Raw genomic sequence first — 15,301 nt, forward strand, 5'->3', positions numbered from 1 at the left:
GGCGTTCATAAGAGACGCCATACCGGGAGGCGGCGATGATCAAGGAGCGCGTGGAGGCGCGGCGGGGCCGCGGCGCGAGGTTCGCACGACCTGCAATGATATCACTGGTCCTGATCGGCGGCTGGCTCGGCGCGAGCGGGCCAGCCGAGGCCGGCTGCTTCATGTCCTGCACGCTGGCCGACCTGCAGAATGCGACGCTGCTCGACGATTCGGCCGTGCGCGAGGCGGCGCGGCGCTGCAAGGCGTCGTGCGAAACGGAATCGAAGATCCGCCTCGGTGTGCGCGAGGCCGCGGTGCAGGCGTGCCGTCCGACGCCCCTGCCGCCGGAGGCGATGGCGCGCGTGCAGGCGGCCTCGCCGCGGTTCCAGATCCTGCTCGGCGTGTTCGCCTGGGAGACGGTCAATCCGTTCCCGGACAAGGTGCTGAAGGGGATTTCGGTCAGCCGAATGACGCCGACGCTCGCCCGGCAGGATTTCGAGACCGCCGGCACGGTCGGCCCGAACGAGCAGGGCGCCTTCGTCGTCACCGACATGGGCGAACTGATCCCGCAACTCGGCCCGACGATCCGCGTGACCGGCATCCTCGCCTGCGATCTGCCGCCGGCGCCGTGACGCCTGAACAGGGGATCGCCGGCCGCCGGAGTGGTCCGTGATGCGGCGTGTCGATCGGGGAGGAGGGCTCAGGCCGCCGGCACGAGCGGCGACGACCAGCGGGCGCGGATCGGATAGCCCTCGCCGTCGAGCAGCGCCGCCGTCTCGGCGAGCGGCAGGCCGACGACATTGGTGTAGGAGCCGATCAGCTTGACCACGAAGCCGCCGGCGATGCCCTGGATCGCATAGCCGCCGGCCTTGCCGCGCCACTCGTCGGAGGCGATGTAGGCCTCGATGTCGGCGCGGGTCAGCCGCTTGAAGCGCAGGCGCGTCTCGACCAGCTTGGAGCGGATCGCGCCGGACGGCGTCACCAGCGAGACGCCGGTCCAGACGCGATGGGCGCGGCCGGAGAGCAGGCGCAGGCAGTCGACCGCCTGTTCGGTGGTCTCGGCCTTGGGCAGGCTGCGCCGGCCGACCGCGACGACCGTATCGGCCGCGATGATATAGGCGCCGGTCCAGGGCGTGTCGCGCTTCGACCAGGCGAGCGCGGCCTCGGCCTTGATCTTGGCGAGCCGGGTCGCGAGCTGACGCGGCAGCTCGCCCTTCTCCGGCGTCTCGTCGACGTCGGTGGGGCGCAGGTAGTCGGGCTCGATGCCGATCTGGTTCAGGAGCGCCAGGCGTCGCGGCGAGGCCGAGGCGAGCACGAGCTTCTGGCGGATCTCAACCATGTCGGGTCCCGAAAGGTGGCCGGTCCGGCGGACGGCGGTCGAGGCCCTTGGCGCGATCGACCGGTCGCCGGGGCGGCGTCACTTGAAGCGATAGGTGATCCGGCCCTTGGTCAGGTCGTACGGCGTCATCTCGACGAGCACCTTGTCGCCGGCGAGAACGCGGATGCGGTTCTTGCGCATGCGGCCAGCGGTGTGGGCGATGATCTCGTGATCGTTCTCGAGTTTCACGCGGAAGGTCGCGTTCGGAAGCAGTTCGCTCACGATGCCGGGGAATTCCAGGATCTCTTCCTTGGTCATAGGGTATCCGGTTCTGGGTCTGGAGTTGGCGGGAAACTAACGGATCGGGCCCGAAAAGGAAACAGGGCCGACAAGAGTTCCTGATCCGTGAGATTTCGGGGGCTGAAGGGGTGTGCGACGGCCGTTTCCGTGCGGTCGCTCCGGGCTCAGTCGTGCGCCTTCGGGCGCCACTCGAGCCGGTCCTTGATGCGGCGCATGAGGCCGTCACGCACTGCGCGATAGGATTCCATGATCTGGTCGCGCGAGCCGCTCGCCAGTTGCGGGTCGGGCGTCGGCCAGTATTCGACGTCCATCGCCATCGTGCGGGTCATGTCGAGCGCCTTGTGATGGGCCTCCGGCGCCAGTGTGATGACGAGGTCGAAGTTCGAATCTTCCAGATCCTCGAAGGTGTGCGGCTTGTGCTTGGAAATATCGAGGCCGATCTCCTCGATCGCCTTGACGGCGAAGGGGTCGAGCTCGCCGGAACGGACGCCCGCGGAGGCGATGTAGACTTCATGGCCGAACAGATGCCGGGCGATGGCCTCGGCCATCGGCGAGCGGACGGCGTTCATGCTGCAGGCGAACAGGACGGAGCTCGGGCCCGACCGGCTCATGCCTTCAGCCTTTCCAATGCAGCGCGCAGACCAGCGTGAACAGGCGTCGCGCCGTGTCGAAATCGACCTCGATCTTGCCGTCGAGCCGTTCCTGCAGCACGCGCGAGCCCTCGTTGTGCAGCCCGCGGCGGCCCATGTCGATCGCCTCGATCTGCGACGGCGTCGCGGTGCGGATCGCGGCGTAGTAGCTCTCGCAGACGAGGAAATAGTCCTTCACGATCTTGCGGAACGGCGTCAGCGACAGGATGTGCGTCATGACAGGCTTCAGGTGCTCGTCCGAGATCTCGAGCATCATCTTGCTCTCGACCAGACTGATGCGCAGCCGGTAGGGACCGCCGTCGTGCCCGACCGGGCGGAAGGCGTTCTCCTCGATCAGATCGTAGATCGCCACCGCGCGCTCGTGCTCGACGTCGTGCGAGGAACGCGCGATCGAGCCTTCGTCGAGCGTGACCTCGACGAGGCGGTTGCGGGTCAGGGTGCCGGACGCGTCCATGTCGTTCGCCTCCGCTCAGAGGTTCAGGCGGATGCCGACCGACCGGCCATGCGCATCGAGGCCTTCGGCCTTGGCGAGCGTCATGGCGGCGGGGGCGAGCGCGCGCAGCTGGTCGGGGCCGAGCTTCAGGAGCGAGGTGCGCTTCATGAAGTCGAGCACGCCGAGGCCGGAGGAGAAGCGCGCCGAGCGCGCCGTCGGCAGCACGTGGTTGGAGCCGCCGACATAGTCGCCGATCACCTCGGGCGTGTAGCGGCCGAGGAAGACGGCGCCGGCATTGGTCACGGCCGCGAACAGCGGTTCGGGATCTTCGACGGCCAGTTCCAGATGCTCGGCCGCGATGCGATCGGCGAGCGCGACGCTCTCGGCGAGATCGCCGACCAGGATGATCGCGCCGAAGTCGCGCCAGCTCGCGCGCGCGGTCTCGGCGCGCGGCAGCGTGGCGAGCTGGCGTTCGACCGCCTTTTCCACTTCCGCCGCGAGCTCGGGCGAATCGGTGATCAGGATCGACTGTGCCGCCGTGTCGTGCTCGGCCTGGGCGAGCAGGTCGGCGGCGATCCAATCGGGATCGTTCGCCGCGTCGGCGACGACCAGCACCTCCGACGGGCCGGCGATCATGTCGATGCCGACCTGTCCGAACACCTGCCGCTTGGCGGCGGCGACATAGGCATTGCCGGGGCCGACGATCTTGGCGACCGGCGCGATCGTCTCGGTGCCGTAGGCGAGGGCGGCCACGGCCTGAGCGCCGCCGATCCGGTAGATCTCGTCGACGCCGGCGAGTTCGGCGGCGGCGAGCACCAGCGGATTGAGCTTGCCGTCCGGCGAGGGCACGACCATGACGATGCGGCCGACGCCGGCGACCTTGGCCGGCACGGCGTTCATCAGCACCGAGGACGGATAGCTCGCGGTGCCGCCCGGCACGTAGAGACCGACGGACTGCACGGCCGTCCACTTCGAGCCGAGCTCGACGCCGAGCGCATCCGTGTAGCGGTCGTCCTTCGGCCGCTGGCGCTCGTGATGGGAGCGGATGCGGTCGCGGGCGAGCTCGAGCGCGGCATAGGTCTCGGCATCGACGCTCGCGCGGGCGGCCGCGATCTCCGCGGCGGAGATGCGAATGCCGAGCTTGTCCAGATCGACCCGGTCGAATTTCTTCGACAGCTCGATCAGCGCCGCATCACCCTGTTCGCGCACCGCGCGGACGATCGCGCGCACCGCCTGATCGACGTCTTCGGATACCTCGCGCTTCATCGCGAGCAGATCGCGGAAACGGGCTTCGAAATCGGCGGCGGCGGTATCGAGACGGATGGCCATGGATGCCTCTGGAACGCGGACGTGCCGTTCTAGCCGCCGGGCGCCGACTTGTCGATGCGGCGTGGGGGGAGCCAGGGGCCGCTCACCCCTCGTGGGCCGGCATCTTTTCCGTCGACCAGGCAGCGCCGAGGTCGGCGAGGCCGGCTTCGATGCATTCGACCTCGAGGCGGATCGTGCCGCCGCCGGCGAACAACAGTTCGACCGTGCCGCCCGGCGCGTTGGTCTCCTCGAAACGGATCGCCAGCAGTTCGAGCACGGTGTCGGGAAGATCAGGGCGGATGCGCGTCGCCTTGACCGCATCGACGCGGGCGAAATGCAGGCAGGCGCGGCGACGTTCGAAGCCGTGCTTGCGCCCCGCGCCGACGCCCTCCCAGACGAAGCGGTTCAGCGCAACGACGAGCCGGCGCTCCTTCGGCCGCCAGCTCACGTCGGCGACCTTGAGCACCGCATCCTGCACATGCGCCGATACGACGGCGAGGTCTTCCGCATCGAGGGCGAGCAGTTTTAGAGCGGACATCGAATCGGGGCTCCTGGCGTGATGCGGCATGGGACGAAGTCGGCGGTACGATCGGCGGTACGATCGGCGGTGCGGCGACCGCACGGCAGCCACGGGCGCCGGGCCGCGCGCCGCCTCGTCAGAAACAAGAGAACGCGCCAGACTTAGGAAGTCCGGCGCGTTCCCGCAACCGTGATGAACCCTGAGGCCGGTTCGGCCGATCAGCGCGCGCCTTCGCCGCCGAGGCGCTCGATGATGGCGCCGCAGCGCGACAGCTTCTCTTCCAGCCGCTCGAAGCCGCGATCGAGATGGTAGACGCGGCTGACAGTCGTCTCGCCTTCGGCGGCGAGCCCGGCGATGACCAGCGACACCGAGGCGCGCAGGTCGGTCGCCATGACGGGCGCGCCGACCAGGCGATCGACGCCCTCGACGGTCGCGACCTGGCCATCGAGGCTGATGCGGGCGCCGAGCCGGGCGAGCTCGGCGACATGCATGAAGCGGTTCTCGAAGATGGTCTCCGTGATCCGCGACGTGCCGCTCGCGCGCGTCATCAGCGCCATGAACTGCGCCTGCAGGTCGGTCGGGAAGCCGGGGAACGGCTCGGTGGTGATGTCGACCGGGTGGATGCCGTGGCCGTTGCGCTTGACGCGGATGCCGGCGTTGGTCGGCGTGATCTCGGCGCCGGCGGCGGTGAGCGTGTCGAGCGCGTTGTCGAGCAGGTCCGGCGAGGTGCCCTCGAGCATCAGGTCGCCGCCGGTCATCGCCACGGCCATCGCATAGGTGCCGGTCTCGATGCGGTCGGGCAGCACGCGGTGCGTCGCGCCGTGCAGGCGCTCGACGCCCTCGATGCGGATGGTGCCGGTGCCGGCGCCCTCGATCTTGGCGCCCATGGCGATCAGGCACTTGGCGAGGTCGGCGATCTCCGGCTCGCGGGCGGCATTGACGAGCACGGTCTCACCGCGCGCGAGCGTCGCCGCCATCATCAGCGTGTGGGTGGCGCCGACCGAGACCTTCGGGAACACGATCTCGGCGCCGCGCAGGCCGCCGGGCGCCGACGAAACCACATAGCCGCGATCGATGTCGAGCTTGGCGCCGAGCTTCTCGAGACCCATCAGGAACAGGTCGACCGGCCGCGTGCCGATCGAGCAGCCGCCCGGCAGCGACACCTTGGCCTCGTGGGCGCGCGCGAGCAGCGGGCCGATGACCCAGAAGCTCGCGCGCATCTGACTGACCAGATCGTAGGGCGCGCGCGTGTCGACGATCTCGCTGGCGCGCAGGTGGATGGTCTGCCCGGTCAGATGATCCTCGCCGGCGCGCTTGCCGTTCAGCGAATAGTCGACGCCGTGGTTCGACAGGATGCGGGTCAGGAGCGCGACGTCGCGCAGGCGCGGCACGTTCTCGAGCGTCAGCGTCTCGTCGGTGAGCAGGCTCGCGATCATCAGCGGCAGGGCCGCGTTCTTCGCGCCGGAAATCGGAATGACGCCGCTCAGCGCATTGCCGCCGACGATGCGGATCTTGTCCATGAAACCTTGGCCTTTCTGGTGCCGCTGCCGCCCCCGGCCGACCCCCGATCGCGATCGGGCCGGCCGATCGCTCTGTCTTGACGTTTCGCTTACTCTCGCGTTCTGAGCCGGGCAAGCGTTGGAACACGACCTTGGCCGTGGATTACGGGTGGACTGTGGCGGGCTTGCGCCGTTTTGGCCCGATGTGGGCGCACGACGGGCTCGGCGAGCGCCTGGGGCGGCCCGTAGCGGCGTTCGTCGGGGGCGGCCGTTCCTGCCTTGGTGCGCGGGCCGGCGTGCGGGCGCCCGACACCATGTCCAGAGCGCGCAACGCTCGTCTCTGTCGCGATCTAGTCGGAGGCTTCCGAACTGTCGGGCTTGGGACCTGCCGCTTCCGGCCGGGACCTTGGCGTCTCGAGCAGACTCTGCCTCGGCCTCGGCCTCGGCGGCGCGGCGGCCGCGCGCCTGCGCCTTGCGCCGCTTCAGATTTTCCCGCAGCGCCGCAGCGAGGCGTTCGGCGCGGTCGTCCTTGGGCGCGTTGGTCTGGTCGCTGGGCATGGCGGGGCGGGGGCGGTCCGGAATGAGGCCTGGGTATCGGCCGCCCGCTCGTCGATCGCGGCCCGGCCGATCAAGCCACCTATCACGCCGTGCGCGCCCGCGCGAGGGGCGCATGAACGTGGCGCTCGGCCGGGAAGGCTTGGCGCCATTCTGCCGAGGCGCAAGGTGCGGATGGGGCGATGATCCGCCGGGGCGTCGATGAGCGGAGTGCGGCTGCTTGCTCTCGAACGCGCGACATGCGCCAGCGCGAGCGTGGACCGACGCGGCTCTCCGGCCGGACGTGGACGGCCGCTTGGTCCTCGCCGCGCGGGCGCAGGTGGATCTGCGCGGTCGTCGTTCCCTGACGGTCGGCCGTCGCCCATGAAACGGAGCCGGTTCGGCACTGAATTGCAGGCCGTTTCGCTGGCCTCGGCCAGCGCGGCGGTCGCGTTACCCACAGGCGTCGGCATCGCGACGAGATCGTTTCGTCACAAGACTTGCGTCGTGGGGCCCGCTGTGGCACATACCGCCCGCGCAAGCCGACCGCCAACGCGGTTCCCCGGCTCGCGACGGCGTCCGGTACGCCCGAAGCTGCGGTAGCTCAGTGGTAGAGCACTCCCTTGGTAAGGGAGAGGTCGAGAGTTCAATCCTCTCTCGCAGCACCATTCCAAGCCTCTTTACCCAATCAATGTCGACGGGCGCGGTCGCAATGGCGGGGGCGCTTTGTCCTTGTTCTCGTCCGCTGGCCGCTCGCTCGATCCCGGCTCTCGTGCCGCGAACGCCGGGCGGTGAGGAGCGCCCGCGCGACGGTTCGGCACTCGACCGTGTCGACTCCGAACAAGTCCGCCCCGCCGACGCTATTCACAATCGTCACAAAGCCGACATAATGGCTGACGTCGCTGCCCCACACCGGGCGACGTCGCGGCGGAGGCCTTCGTGCCTCCGCGGCGGTCCGCACGACGTGGGGGCAACATTTCTCCGCGATTTCAGCGACACAAAACTGCATTGGACTCCTGTTACGCGGCGACGTCCTCTTCGACATCTCGCCGGATCGTTCCGGCCAACCACAAGGGCAATCCCATGTCCATGACGCGCACCCTGGCCGTGTCGCTCGCCGCCTCCGTCAGCTTCGCGGCGGTCGCGCCGGCCTATGCCGACGCCTCGCCCGAGCTGATCGCCGCCGCCAAGAAGGAAGGCCAGCTCACCGTCATCGCGCTGCCGCACGACTGGTGCGGCTACGGCGCCGTGATCGCCGGCTTCAAGGCCAAGTACGGTCTGACCATCAACGAGCTCAACCCGGATGCCGGTTCGGGCGACGAGGTCGAGGCGATCAAGGCCAACAAGGGCAACACCGGCCCGCAGGCGCCGGACGTCATCGACGTCGGTCTCTCCTTCGGCCCGACCGCCAAGGAACAGGGCCTGATCCAGCCCTACAAGGTCTCGACCTGGGCCACGATCCCGGACGCCGCCAAGGACAAGGACGGCTACTGGTACGGCGACTATTACGGCGTCCTCGCCTTCGAGGTGAACAAGGACATCGTCAAGGACAGCCCGAAGGACTGGCCGGACCTGCTGAAGAGCGACTATGCCAATTCGGTCGCGCTCGCCGGCGACCCGCGCACCGCCAACCAGGCGATCCAGGGCGTCTACGCCGCCGGCCTGTCGGCGGCCAAGGGCGATGCCTCGAAGGCCGCGGCCGAGGGCCTGAAGTTCTTCGGCGAGCTGCAGAAGAAGGGCAACTTCGTGCCGGTGGTCGGCAAGATCGCCTCGCTGACGCAGGGCGCCACCCCGATCATCATCCGCTGGGACTACAACGCGCTCGCCGACCGCGACAACGGCAAGGGCACCGCGATCGACGTCGTCGTGCCGCAGACCGGCGTGGTCGCGGGCGTCTACGTCCAGGCGATCAGCGCCTACGCGCCGCACCCGAACGCCGCCAAGCTCTGGATGGAGTATCTCTATTCGGACGAAGGTCAGCTCGGCTGGCTCAAGGGCTACTGCCACCCGATCCGCTTCAACGATCTCGCCGCCAACAAGAAGATCCCGGCCGAGCTGCTCGCCAAGCTGCCGCCGGCGGAGGCCTATGCCAAGGCCGTGTTCCCGACGCTCGATGAGCAGAACGCCGCCAAGGCCGAGATCACCAAGGGCTGGGACAGCGTCGTCGGCGCCCAGGTGAAGTGATCGCTTCGGTCCGGATCGCCGCCGGCTGCGGCGGCGATCCTGATCCTTGCCTTCCGGCCGCGCGGATCTCGCTCCGCGCGGCTGTCGTTTCCGGTCCCCGCCCTCGCGCCAGCGGTTGAGCATGTCCGTCACAGACGCAACGTTTCGCCCGGCCGCGCCCCCGCCGGTCCATTCGCCCCAGACGGTCCCGCCGGCATCGGCCGGCGCGAAAGCCCCCGATGCCTCGCTCGTCTGGGCGGTGGCCGGCATGCTGCCCTTCGCGGCCTTCGCGATCCTGTTCCTGATCTGGCCGACCGGCCTGCTTCTCGTGCATGCCTTCGAGGCGCGGGGCGGCGGCTTCACGCTCGACAACATCGCGGAGATCTTCCGGCAGGAATCGATCCTGAAGTCGTTCCTGCTGTCGATCGAGATCAGCGCCGTCTCGGCGGTCGGCGGGGCGTTCTTCGGCTTCTTCGTCGCCTATGCGATCGTGCTCGGCGGCCTGCCGGGCTGGGTGCGCGGCGCGGTGATGACCTTCTGCGGCGTCGCGTCCAACTTCGCCGGCGTGCCGCTCGCCTTCGCCTTCATCGCGACGCTCGGCCGCGTCGGCCTGGTCGCCTTCGTGCTGCGCGATTGGTTCGGCATCAATTTCAACGCGACCGGCTTCAATCTCTATACGTTCACCGGCCTGTCGATCGTCTATCTCTACTTCCAGATCCCGCTGATGGTGCTCGTGTTCGTGCCGGCGCTCGAGGGTCTGAAGCGCGAGTGGCGCGAGGCGACCGCCGTGCTCGGCGGCACCAACTTCCACTACTGGCGCTATGTCGCCATGCCGGTGCTCTGGCCGAGCATCCTCGGCGCGACGCTGCTCCTGTTCGCCAATGCCTTCGGTGCGGTCGCGACCGCCTACGCGCTGACCGGCTCGTCGCTGACCATCGTGCCGATTCAGCTCTTCGCCCAGATCCGCGGCGACGTGCTCAACAATCCGGGTCTCGGCTATGCCATCGCACTCGGCATGGTCGTGATCACCACGCTCACCAGCGGCGGCTATATCCTGCTGCGCGCCCGCAGCGAAAGGTGGACGCGATGAAGCCGAGATCCTTGTTCGCCTGGGTGATCATCGCCTTCGCGTTCCTCTATTTCGTGGTGCCGCTGATCGCCACGCTCGAATACGCCATGCGGCAGATGCCGAACGGCGCGCCGCCCGGCTGGGTCTTCCTCGGCAAGTCGCACAGCTTCGACGCCTTCGTGTCGTCGTTCCGCAGCCCGGACTTCCAGATCGCCTTGTTCCGCTCGATGGTCCTCGCGGTCGCCGCCATTGCGATCGGCGTGCTGCTGGTCGTGCCGACGGTCTATCTGATCCGGCTCAAGCTGCCGGGCTGGCGCTCGCCGGTCGAGTTCGTCACGCTGCTGCCGCTGGTGGTGCCGGCGATCATCATCGTGTTCGGCTATAGCCGGCTCTACCTGTCGACGCCGTGGTCGCCGTTCAACAAGTCGCCGTTCGCGACCGACGTGCTGCTCACCTTTGGCTACGCGACGCTGGCGCTGCCCTACATGTATCGCGCGGTCGACACCGGCATGCGCGCGATCGACGTCAAGACGTTGACCGAGGCCGCGCAGAGCCTCGGGGCGAGCAACCTGCGCATCCTGATCAGCGTAGTGCTGCCGAACGTGCGCTCGGCCGTGCTCAGCGGCGCGTTCCTGACCTTTGCGATCGTCATCGGCGAGTTTACCTTCGCGAGCCTGCTCGCCCGGCCGGTGTTCGGCACCTATCTGCAGCAGATCGGCGCGAACCAGCCGTTCGAGCCGTCGGCGCTGGCGCTGATCGCCTTCTTCATCACCTGGGCCTGCATGGGCCTGATCCAGATCGTCGGCCGCGCCCGGGGCGCGAGCCCGGCCCGCTGAGGGGATCCCGCATGGCTTATCTCGAGATCGCCGACCTCAAGAAGAGCTTCGGCGCCAATCAGGTGGTGAAGGCCTTCGATCTCGGCGTCGAGCGCGGCGAGTTCGTGTCGCTGCTCGGTCCGTCGGGTTGCGGCAAGACCACCGTGCTGCGCATGGTCGCCGGCTTCGAGACGCCGTCCTCCGGTTCGATCCGCATGGACGGCCAGGAGGTGGCGCGTCTGCCGCCCAACCAGCGCAACGTCGGCATGGTGTTCCAGGCCTATGCGCTGTTCCCGAACATGACCGTCGCCGAGAACATCGGCTTCGGGCTCAAGATCGCCAAGCGGCCGCAGGCGAGTATCGCCAAGCGCGTCGGCCAGATGCTCGAGATGATCAAGCTGCCGCACATCGCCGATCGCTACCCGTTCCAGCTCTCCGGCGGCCAGCAGCAGCGCGTCGCGATCGCGCGCGCGCTCGCGGTCGAGCCGAAGATCCTGCTGCTCGACGAGCCGCTGTCGGCGCTCGACGCCAAGATCCGGGTGTCGCTGCGCGAGGAGATCCGGGCCCTGCAGAAGGAGCTCGGTATCACCACCCTGTTCGTCACCCACGATCAGGAAGAGGCGCTGTCGATGTCGGACCGGATCGTCGTGATGAGCGAGGGCCGGATGGAACAGGTCGGCACACCCTTCGAGATCTACAATTTCCCGCGCACGCGCTTCGTTGCCTCGTTCGTCGGCACGCTCAATCTGCTCAAGGGCCGGATCCTCGATGCCGGTTCGGGCCGCCTGCTGGTCGCCGATCAGGAGATCGGCGTGGCCGGCGGGTTCCCCGGCCGCAGCACGGGCGAGGAGGCGACGCTGGCGCTGCGCCCCGAGGGCATCCGGCTCTGCGACGGCACCGGCGACGCCAACCGACTGAACGGCGTGATCGAGGATGTGGGCTTCCACGGCCCGATCGTCCGCATCCGCGTGCGCTGTCAGGACACGGTGATCTCGCTCGACAGCTTCAACAGCCCGAGCTCGCAGCTTCCCGAACGCGGCGCGGCCGCGACCGTGGCCTTCCCGCGCGACGTCCTGGTGCTTGCCGACGCCTGAGCGGGCGCGGCGATCGACCAAACAAAAAGTCCGCCCGAGGATCTGCTCGGGCGGGCTTTTTTGTTCGGGTCGGCCTCGATCGTTGCGCGTCAGCGGTCGACCGCGCCGGGGATCAGGCGGCGTTGGTGCGTGACAGGAAGCGCTCGATCTCCTGGCCGAGGCGGCCGAGCTGTTCTTCGAGCCGGGAGCGGGCGCCCGAGACCTCGGTCGCGGCATGGTCAGTCGACTGGATCGTCTCGCCGAGCGCGCCGAGATTGTTGGAGACGCTGCGCGTGTTCTCAGCCGTGCCCTGAACCATGCGCGCAATATCGGCGGTGACGGAGGTCTGCTCCTCGACGGCGGCGGCCATCGAGGTCGAGATATGGCTGATCTCCTGGACCACCTCGGCGATCTCGCGGATCTTCAAGACGTTCTGGTGTGTGGCCTGCTGGATGGTGGTGACGCGGCCGGAGATGTCGGTGGTCGCCTTGGCGGTCTGCTCGGCGAGCGCCTTGACCTCCTGGGCGACGACCGCGAAGCCGCGACCGGCTTCGCCGGCGCGGGCGGCCTCGATGGTGGCGTTGAGGGCGAGCAGGTTGGTCTGGCCGGCGATGTCGGAGATCAGCTGCACGACGTCGCCGATCTCCTTGGCGCGCTCGGCGAGGCCGACGACGGCCTCGCTGACCGCCTCCGCGCTGCCGGTGGCGTTGCGGGCGATCTGGGCGGTGCGGCTCGACTGGGCGCTGATCTCGCGGATCGAGGCAGCGAGCTCTTCGGTCGCGGCGGCGCCGGCCTGAACGTTGGTCGCGGTGGTCTCGGCCGCGCCTTCGATGCCGACGATCTGGTTGCGGGTCGCGGCGGTGATGTCCTGCAGGCGCGTGGCGCAATCGCCGAGGCTGCGATTGGCGCCGGCGGAAATCTCGAGGGTCTCGCGCACGGAGCTGGAGAAGTCGCTGATGGCGTTGCTCAGCGCCTCACCGCGGCGCTGGCGCTCCTCGATCAGGACGTCCTGATAGACGGAGATCGCCAGATCCATGTCGAGCATGACGGCGAGCTGCGCGGCGCGCAGCTGCTCGGCCGCCCGCTTCGGCCGCATCCGGTTCGCGGCGATGATCACCTCGGTCAGCGACGACAGCACGTAGGCGTAGCCACCGATGTACCAGCGCGGTTCCAGATCGATGCGGTGATGGGTCAGGCCGATGCGGCGGATGCTCTCGGCGTAGGCCGTGTCGAAGCTGCCGCTGAACAGGTGTTTCCAGTGGTTCGACTGGGCGGAGATCAGCCGGCCCTGCTGGCTGCCGATCTTGGCGGCCAGCTTCGGCTCGGATCCGACATGGGTGTAGAAGCCGGCCAGCACGGTGGGCAGATGGGGCTCGATGATCTTCCAGACAGATCGCAACGCCTCGCGCTCGGTGTTTCCGATGCGCAGGAACCGCAAGCGGTCGGTGATATCGTAGTTCTGTCCGGACATGAATCCCCCTCGGTCCTTCCTGCAAGTCTGAAGTGCCGGGTGGCGACACGCGAGATTGCTTGGTAGTTTTGCCGTGTGGCCAGTTTATGCTTGGTTAAAGTGTTCCCTTTGGTTAGGGCGAAGTGTTGATGTCTGAGTTTTCGTATACGTGAAATCTGTCAGTATATGAGAAAACACTTACGTCATTCTGGCGGAGCTCGTAAGGTAAACACCAGCATCATCGGGTCGATTTCTGGTATTTTGGCTGACTGGCCAAGCCTTGCCGGTGTGAGAAAAAACTAGACGGCGCATTTATGTCTGAGCATTGCTGTTGATCTAATATGTCAGCTTAGTAGCCAGTCGGCATAACGTGGCACGCCAAGCGTATACGCACTACTTACAGTGCTGGCATGTGCCGACCAGAACAGCACTGTTTCCGGCGGGACGTTGTCTCTGCCGTCCACGATCTCGATATTCAGCCGGTGAACGTCGCTCGGCACGCGAATGACGCGCACGCGAGGTTCGTCTTCGAGGCGGACGTGCAGGGCGGCGGTGATGGCGATCTGGTCGAGGAACCAGCGGGCGAGGCCGGCTTCCAGAAAATGGTCGCAGTAGCGCGCCACGCGTGCCGCGACCGTGCGCGCGGCCGGCGTCGCCGCGAAGTGCATGACGTCGGCCCAGTACCAGTTCCACGGCTCGAAGCGCGCATGGTCGACCGAGACGGCGGCGATGTCGCCTTCGCGCGCGCCGCGAACGAAGTCGCCGATGTCGCGCAGCACGATCAGATCGGTGTCGAGCATCAGGATCGGCCGGCGATAATGGGCCATCAGCGCCGGCAAAACGCGGAAGCGCGCACAGGCATAGGTCGTGATGCGCGTCTCGCGCTCGAACCGGTCGGCGCCGACCCGTTCGACCGACAGCGCGATGCCCGGATTGCCGAGCATGTCGTCCCAGCGGGCGATCCGATCCTCGATATCGGCGGGAGGATCGACGACGTGCAGATGGAACGACGGCGCGATGCCGCTCATCACCGTCGCCGAATGGATCAGCGCGCTGGCGTAGCGATCGAAATAGCTGCCGTCGCAGCCGGCGAAGATCACCGTGTCGCCGACGCGCGAGGGCGCGCGGACGATCTCGGGCAGGCCGGGCAGGGGGCGGCGCGCCAGATCCTCGTGGAAGGCGCGCGCGAAGTGCATCGCCTCCATGCGGCCGGGGCCGAAGGCGTCGGTCGTCCGGAACAGCCGGTCGGCCTCCTCGGTCCGTCCCTGTGACAGCAGCAGGATCGCGAGGCGACCGGCGGCGAAGGGCTGGTTCGGCTCGGTCGCGATCACCTTGCGATAGACCGCCTCGGCGGCCGCGCCCTGGCCGTCGCGGCGCAGCGCATTTGCTTCCGCGATGCCGAGCAGCGGGCGACCGGGATGGGCGGCGAGGAAGGCGCGGGTCGGGGCGACCTCGGCGCCGGCCCATTGGCAGAGCTCCCAGAGATTGCGCTGCCGGGTCGGATCGGGGGCGAGGCGCCACGAGCGGTCGGCGACCTCGAGCCCGGCGAGCCGGTCGGCGTCGGCGAGCAGCGGCAGCATGCGATCGAGGATATCGGCGCTCTTCGGCCGGATTTTTGCCGCACGTTGCAGGAGGGCGAGCGCCTCGGCCTTGCGCTTGGCCGCACCCAGCGTCTCGGCCGCTTTGACCAGGGCCGCGACCAAGCGGCTGGTCAGGCTCGCGGGATCGGCACCGAGTGCCAGAGCCCGGTCGAGCGCGGCGACCTCGGCCTCGTGCTCGCCGGCATCGCGCAAGGCATTGGCGTAGTTCGCCCACACACCATCGGTCTCGGCGCCGAGATCGATCGCCCGGCGCATCAGCCGCACCGCCTCGTCGGGCTTGCCCTGGACGCGGCGGACGACGCCGAGCAGGTGCAGCGCGTCGGCATTGTCGGGCGCATCGGCGAGCACGGCGACATAGCCCGCTTCGGCGCCGGCGATGTCGCCGGCACGGTGCAGGTCGGCGGCGCGGGCGAGGCGCGCCTGAACGTCGCCCGGACCTGCATCGGCCTGTGCCGCTGCTTTGGCGACTGCCACGACAGGGGCCTCGGCGGCCGCGCTGTCGGCGGCGGAATGGGTCTCAGGCAGATCGGTCACGGCCGGTCCTCGCTGCCGAATCGGTCGATGCGTCATGCAAACGACAGTGACCGTA

At 68.3% G+C, this 15,301-nt stretch carries 13 protein-coding genes, 1 tRNA gene and 1 pseudogene; 6 read left to right on the forward strand and 9 right to left on the reverse strand.

The window, feature by feature from the left end; translation table 11 throughout:
• The first annotated feature begins 95 nt into the window (after positions 1-95).
• Positions 96-611: a hypothetical protein gene (locus ABS361_00965; protein ID XBY44908.1), complete on the forward strand. Its 516-nt coding sequence runs from the start codon at positions 96-98 to the stop codon at positions 609-611.
• 68 nt (positions 612-679) lie between these two features.
• On the opposite strand, the gene ABS361_00970 is transcribed toward ABS361_00965, so the two are convergent.
• From ABS361_00970 to murA, 7 genes are all read right to left on the reverse strand, one after another.
• On the reverse strand, positions 680-1,318 hold the full coding sequence (locus ABS361_00970) for a Maf-like protein (protein XBY44909.1): 639 nt from the start codon (positions 1,316-1,318) through the stop codon (positions 680-682).
• Positions 1,319-1,396: 78 nt separating this feature from the next.
• Entirely contained in the window at positions 1,397-1,615 is a 219-nt protein-coding gene (gene infA, locus ABS361_00975) for a translation initiation factor IF-1 (protein XBY44910.1), read from the reverse strand.
• 146 nt (positions 1,616-1,761) lie between these two features.
• The gene (locus ABS361_00980) at positions 1,762-2,208 is read right to left on the reverse strand and encodes an arsenate reductase ArsC (GenBank protein ID XBY44911.1); all 447 of its coding nucleotides are present in this window, start codon (positions 2,206-2,208) and stop codon (positions 1,762-1,764) included.
• A 4-nt stretch (positions 2,209-2,212) separates the two neighbouring features.
• Positions 2,213-2,701, reverse strand: a complete 489-nt coding sequence (locus tag ABS361_00985; GenBank protein ID XBY44912.1) for a UPF0262 family protein — start codon at positions 2,699-2,701, stop codon at positions 2,213-2,215.
• 15 nt (positions 2,702-2,716) lie between these two features.
• Entirely contained in the window at positions 2,717-4,009 is a 1,293-nt protein-coding gene (hisD, locus tag ABS361_00990) for a histidinol dehydrogenase (protein XBY44913.1), read from the reverse strand.
• An 82-nt stretch (positions 4,010-4,091) separates the two neighbouring features.
• Positions 4,092-4,526, reverse strand: coding sequence for a DUF2948 family protein (locus ABS361_00995; protein ID XBY44914.1), 435 nt, complete (start codon positions 4,524-4,526; stop codon positions 4,092-4,094).
• Positions 4,527-4,726: 200 nt separating this feature from the next.
• Positions 4,727-6,028 carry a UDP-N-acetylglucosamine 1-carboxyvinyltransferase gene (gene murA, locus ABS361_01000; protein XBY44915.1) on the reverse strand — a complete coding sequence of 434 codons (1,302 nt, stop codon included), beginning with the start codon at positions 6,026-6,028 and terminating at the stop codon, positions 4,727-4,729.
• 1,106 nt (positions 6,029-7,134) lie between these two features.
• Between murA and ABS361_01005 the strand changes: the two genes are divergently transcribed.
• The 5 genes and pseudogenes from ABS361_01005 (at position 7,135) to ABS361_01025 (ending at position 11,682) form a co-directional block, all read left to right on the forward strand.
• Positions 7,135-7,209: transfer RNA gene (locus ABS361_01005), tRNA-Thr, on the forward strand.
• A gap of 421 nt (positions 7,210-7,630) precedes the next feature.
• A complete protein-coding gene (locus tag ABS361_01010; GenBank protein ID XBY46769.1) occupies positions 7,631-8,725 on the forward strand; it encodes an ABC transporter substrate-binding protein in 1,095 nt (364 codons plus the stop codon).
• Between the two features lie 244 nt (positions 8,726-8,969).
• Positions 8,970-9,794 (forward strand): annotated as a pseudogene (locus tag ABS361_01015) (ABC transporter permease subunit).
• On the forward strand, positions 9,791-10,609 hold the full coding sequence (locus ABS361_01020; GenBank protein ID XBY44916.1) for an ABC transporter permease subunit: 819 nt from the start codon (positions 9,791-9,793) through the stop codon (positions 10,607-10,609). Before ABS361_01015 ends, ABS361_01020 begins: the two are co-directional and overlap by 4 nt.
• A gap of 11 nt (positions 10,610-10,620) precedes the next feature.
• The gene (locus ABS361_01025) at positions 10,621-11,682 is read left to right on the forward strand and encodes an ABC transporter ATP-binding protein (protein XBY44917.1); all 1,062 of its coding nucleotides are present in this window, start codon (positions 10,621-10,623) and stop codon (positions 11,680-11,682) included.
• 112 nt (positions 11,683-11,794) lie between these two features.
• Here ABS361_01025 and ABS361_01030 read toward each other — a convergent pair whose 3' ends face one another.
• Both ABS361_01030 and ABS361_01035 read right to left on the reverse strand, forming a co-directional pair.
• A complete protein-coding gene (locus ABS361_01030; GenBank protein XBY44918.1) occupies positions 11,795-13,132 on the reverse strand; it encodes a globin-coupled sensor protein in 1,338 nt (445 codons plus the stop codon).
• A gap of 323 nt (positions 13,133-13,455) precedes the next feature.
• Complete coding sequence (locus ABS361_01035) at positions 13,456-15,246, reverse strand: tetratricopeptide repeat protein (protein XBY44919.1); 1,791 nt, start codon at positions 15,244-15,246, stop codon at positions 13,456-13,458.
• Positions 15,247-15,301: the final 55 nt, after the last annotated feature.

It is taken from the genome of Ancalomicrobiaceae bacterium S20 (genome assembly GCA_040269895.1).
GTDB lineage: Bacteria > Pseudomonadota > Alphaproteobacteria > Rhizobiales > Ancalomicrobiaceae > Methyloraptor > Methyloraptor flagellatus.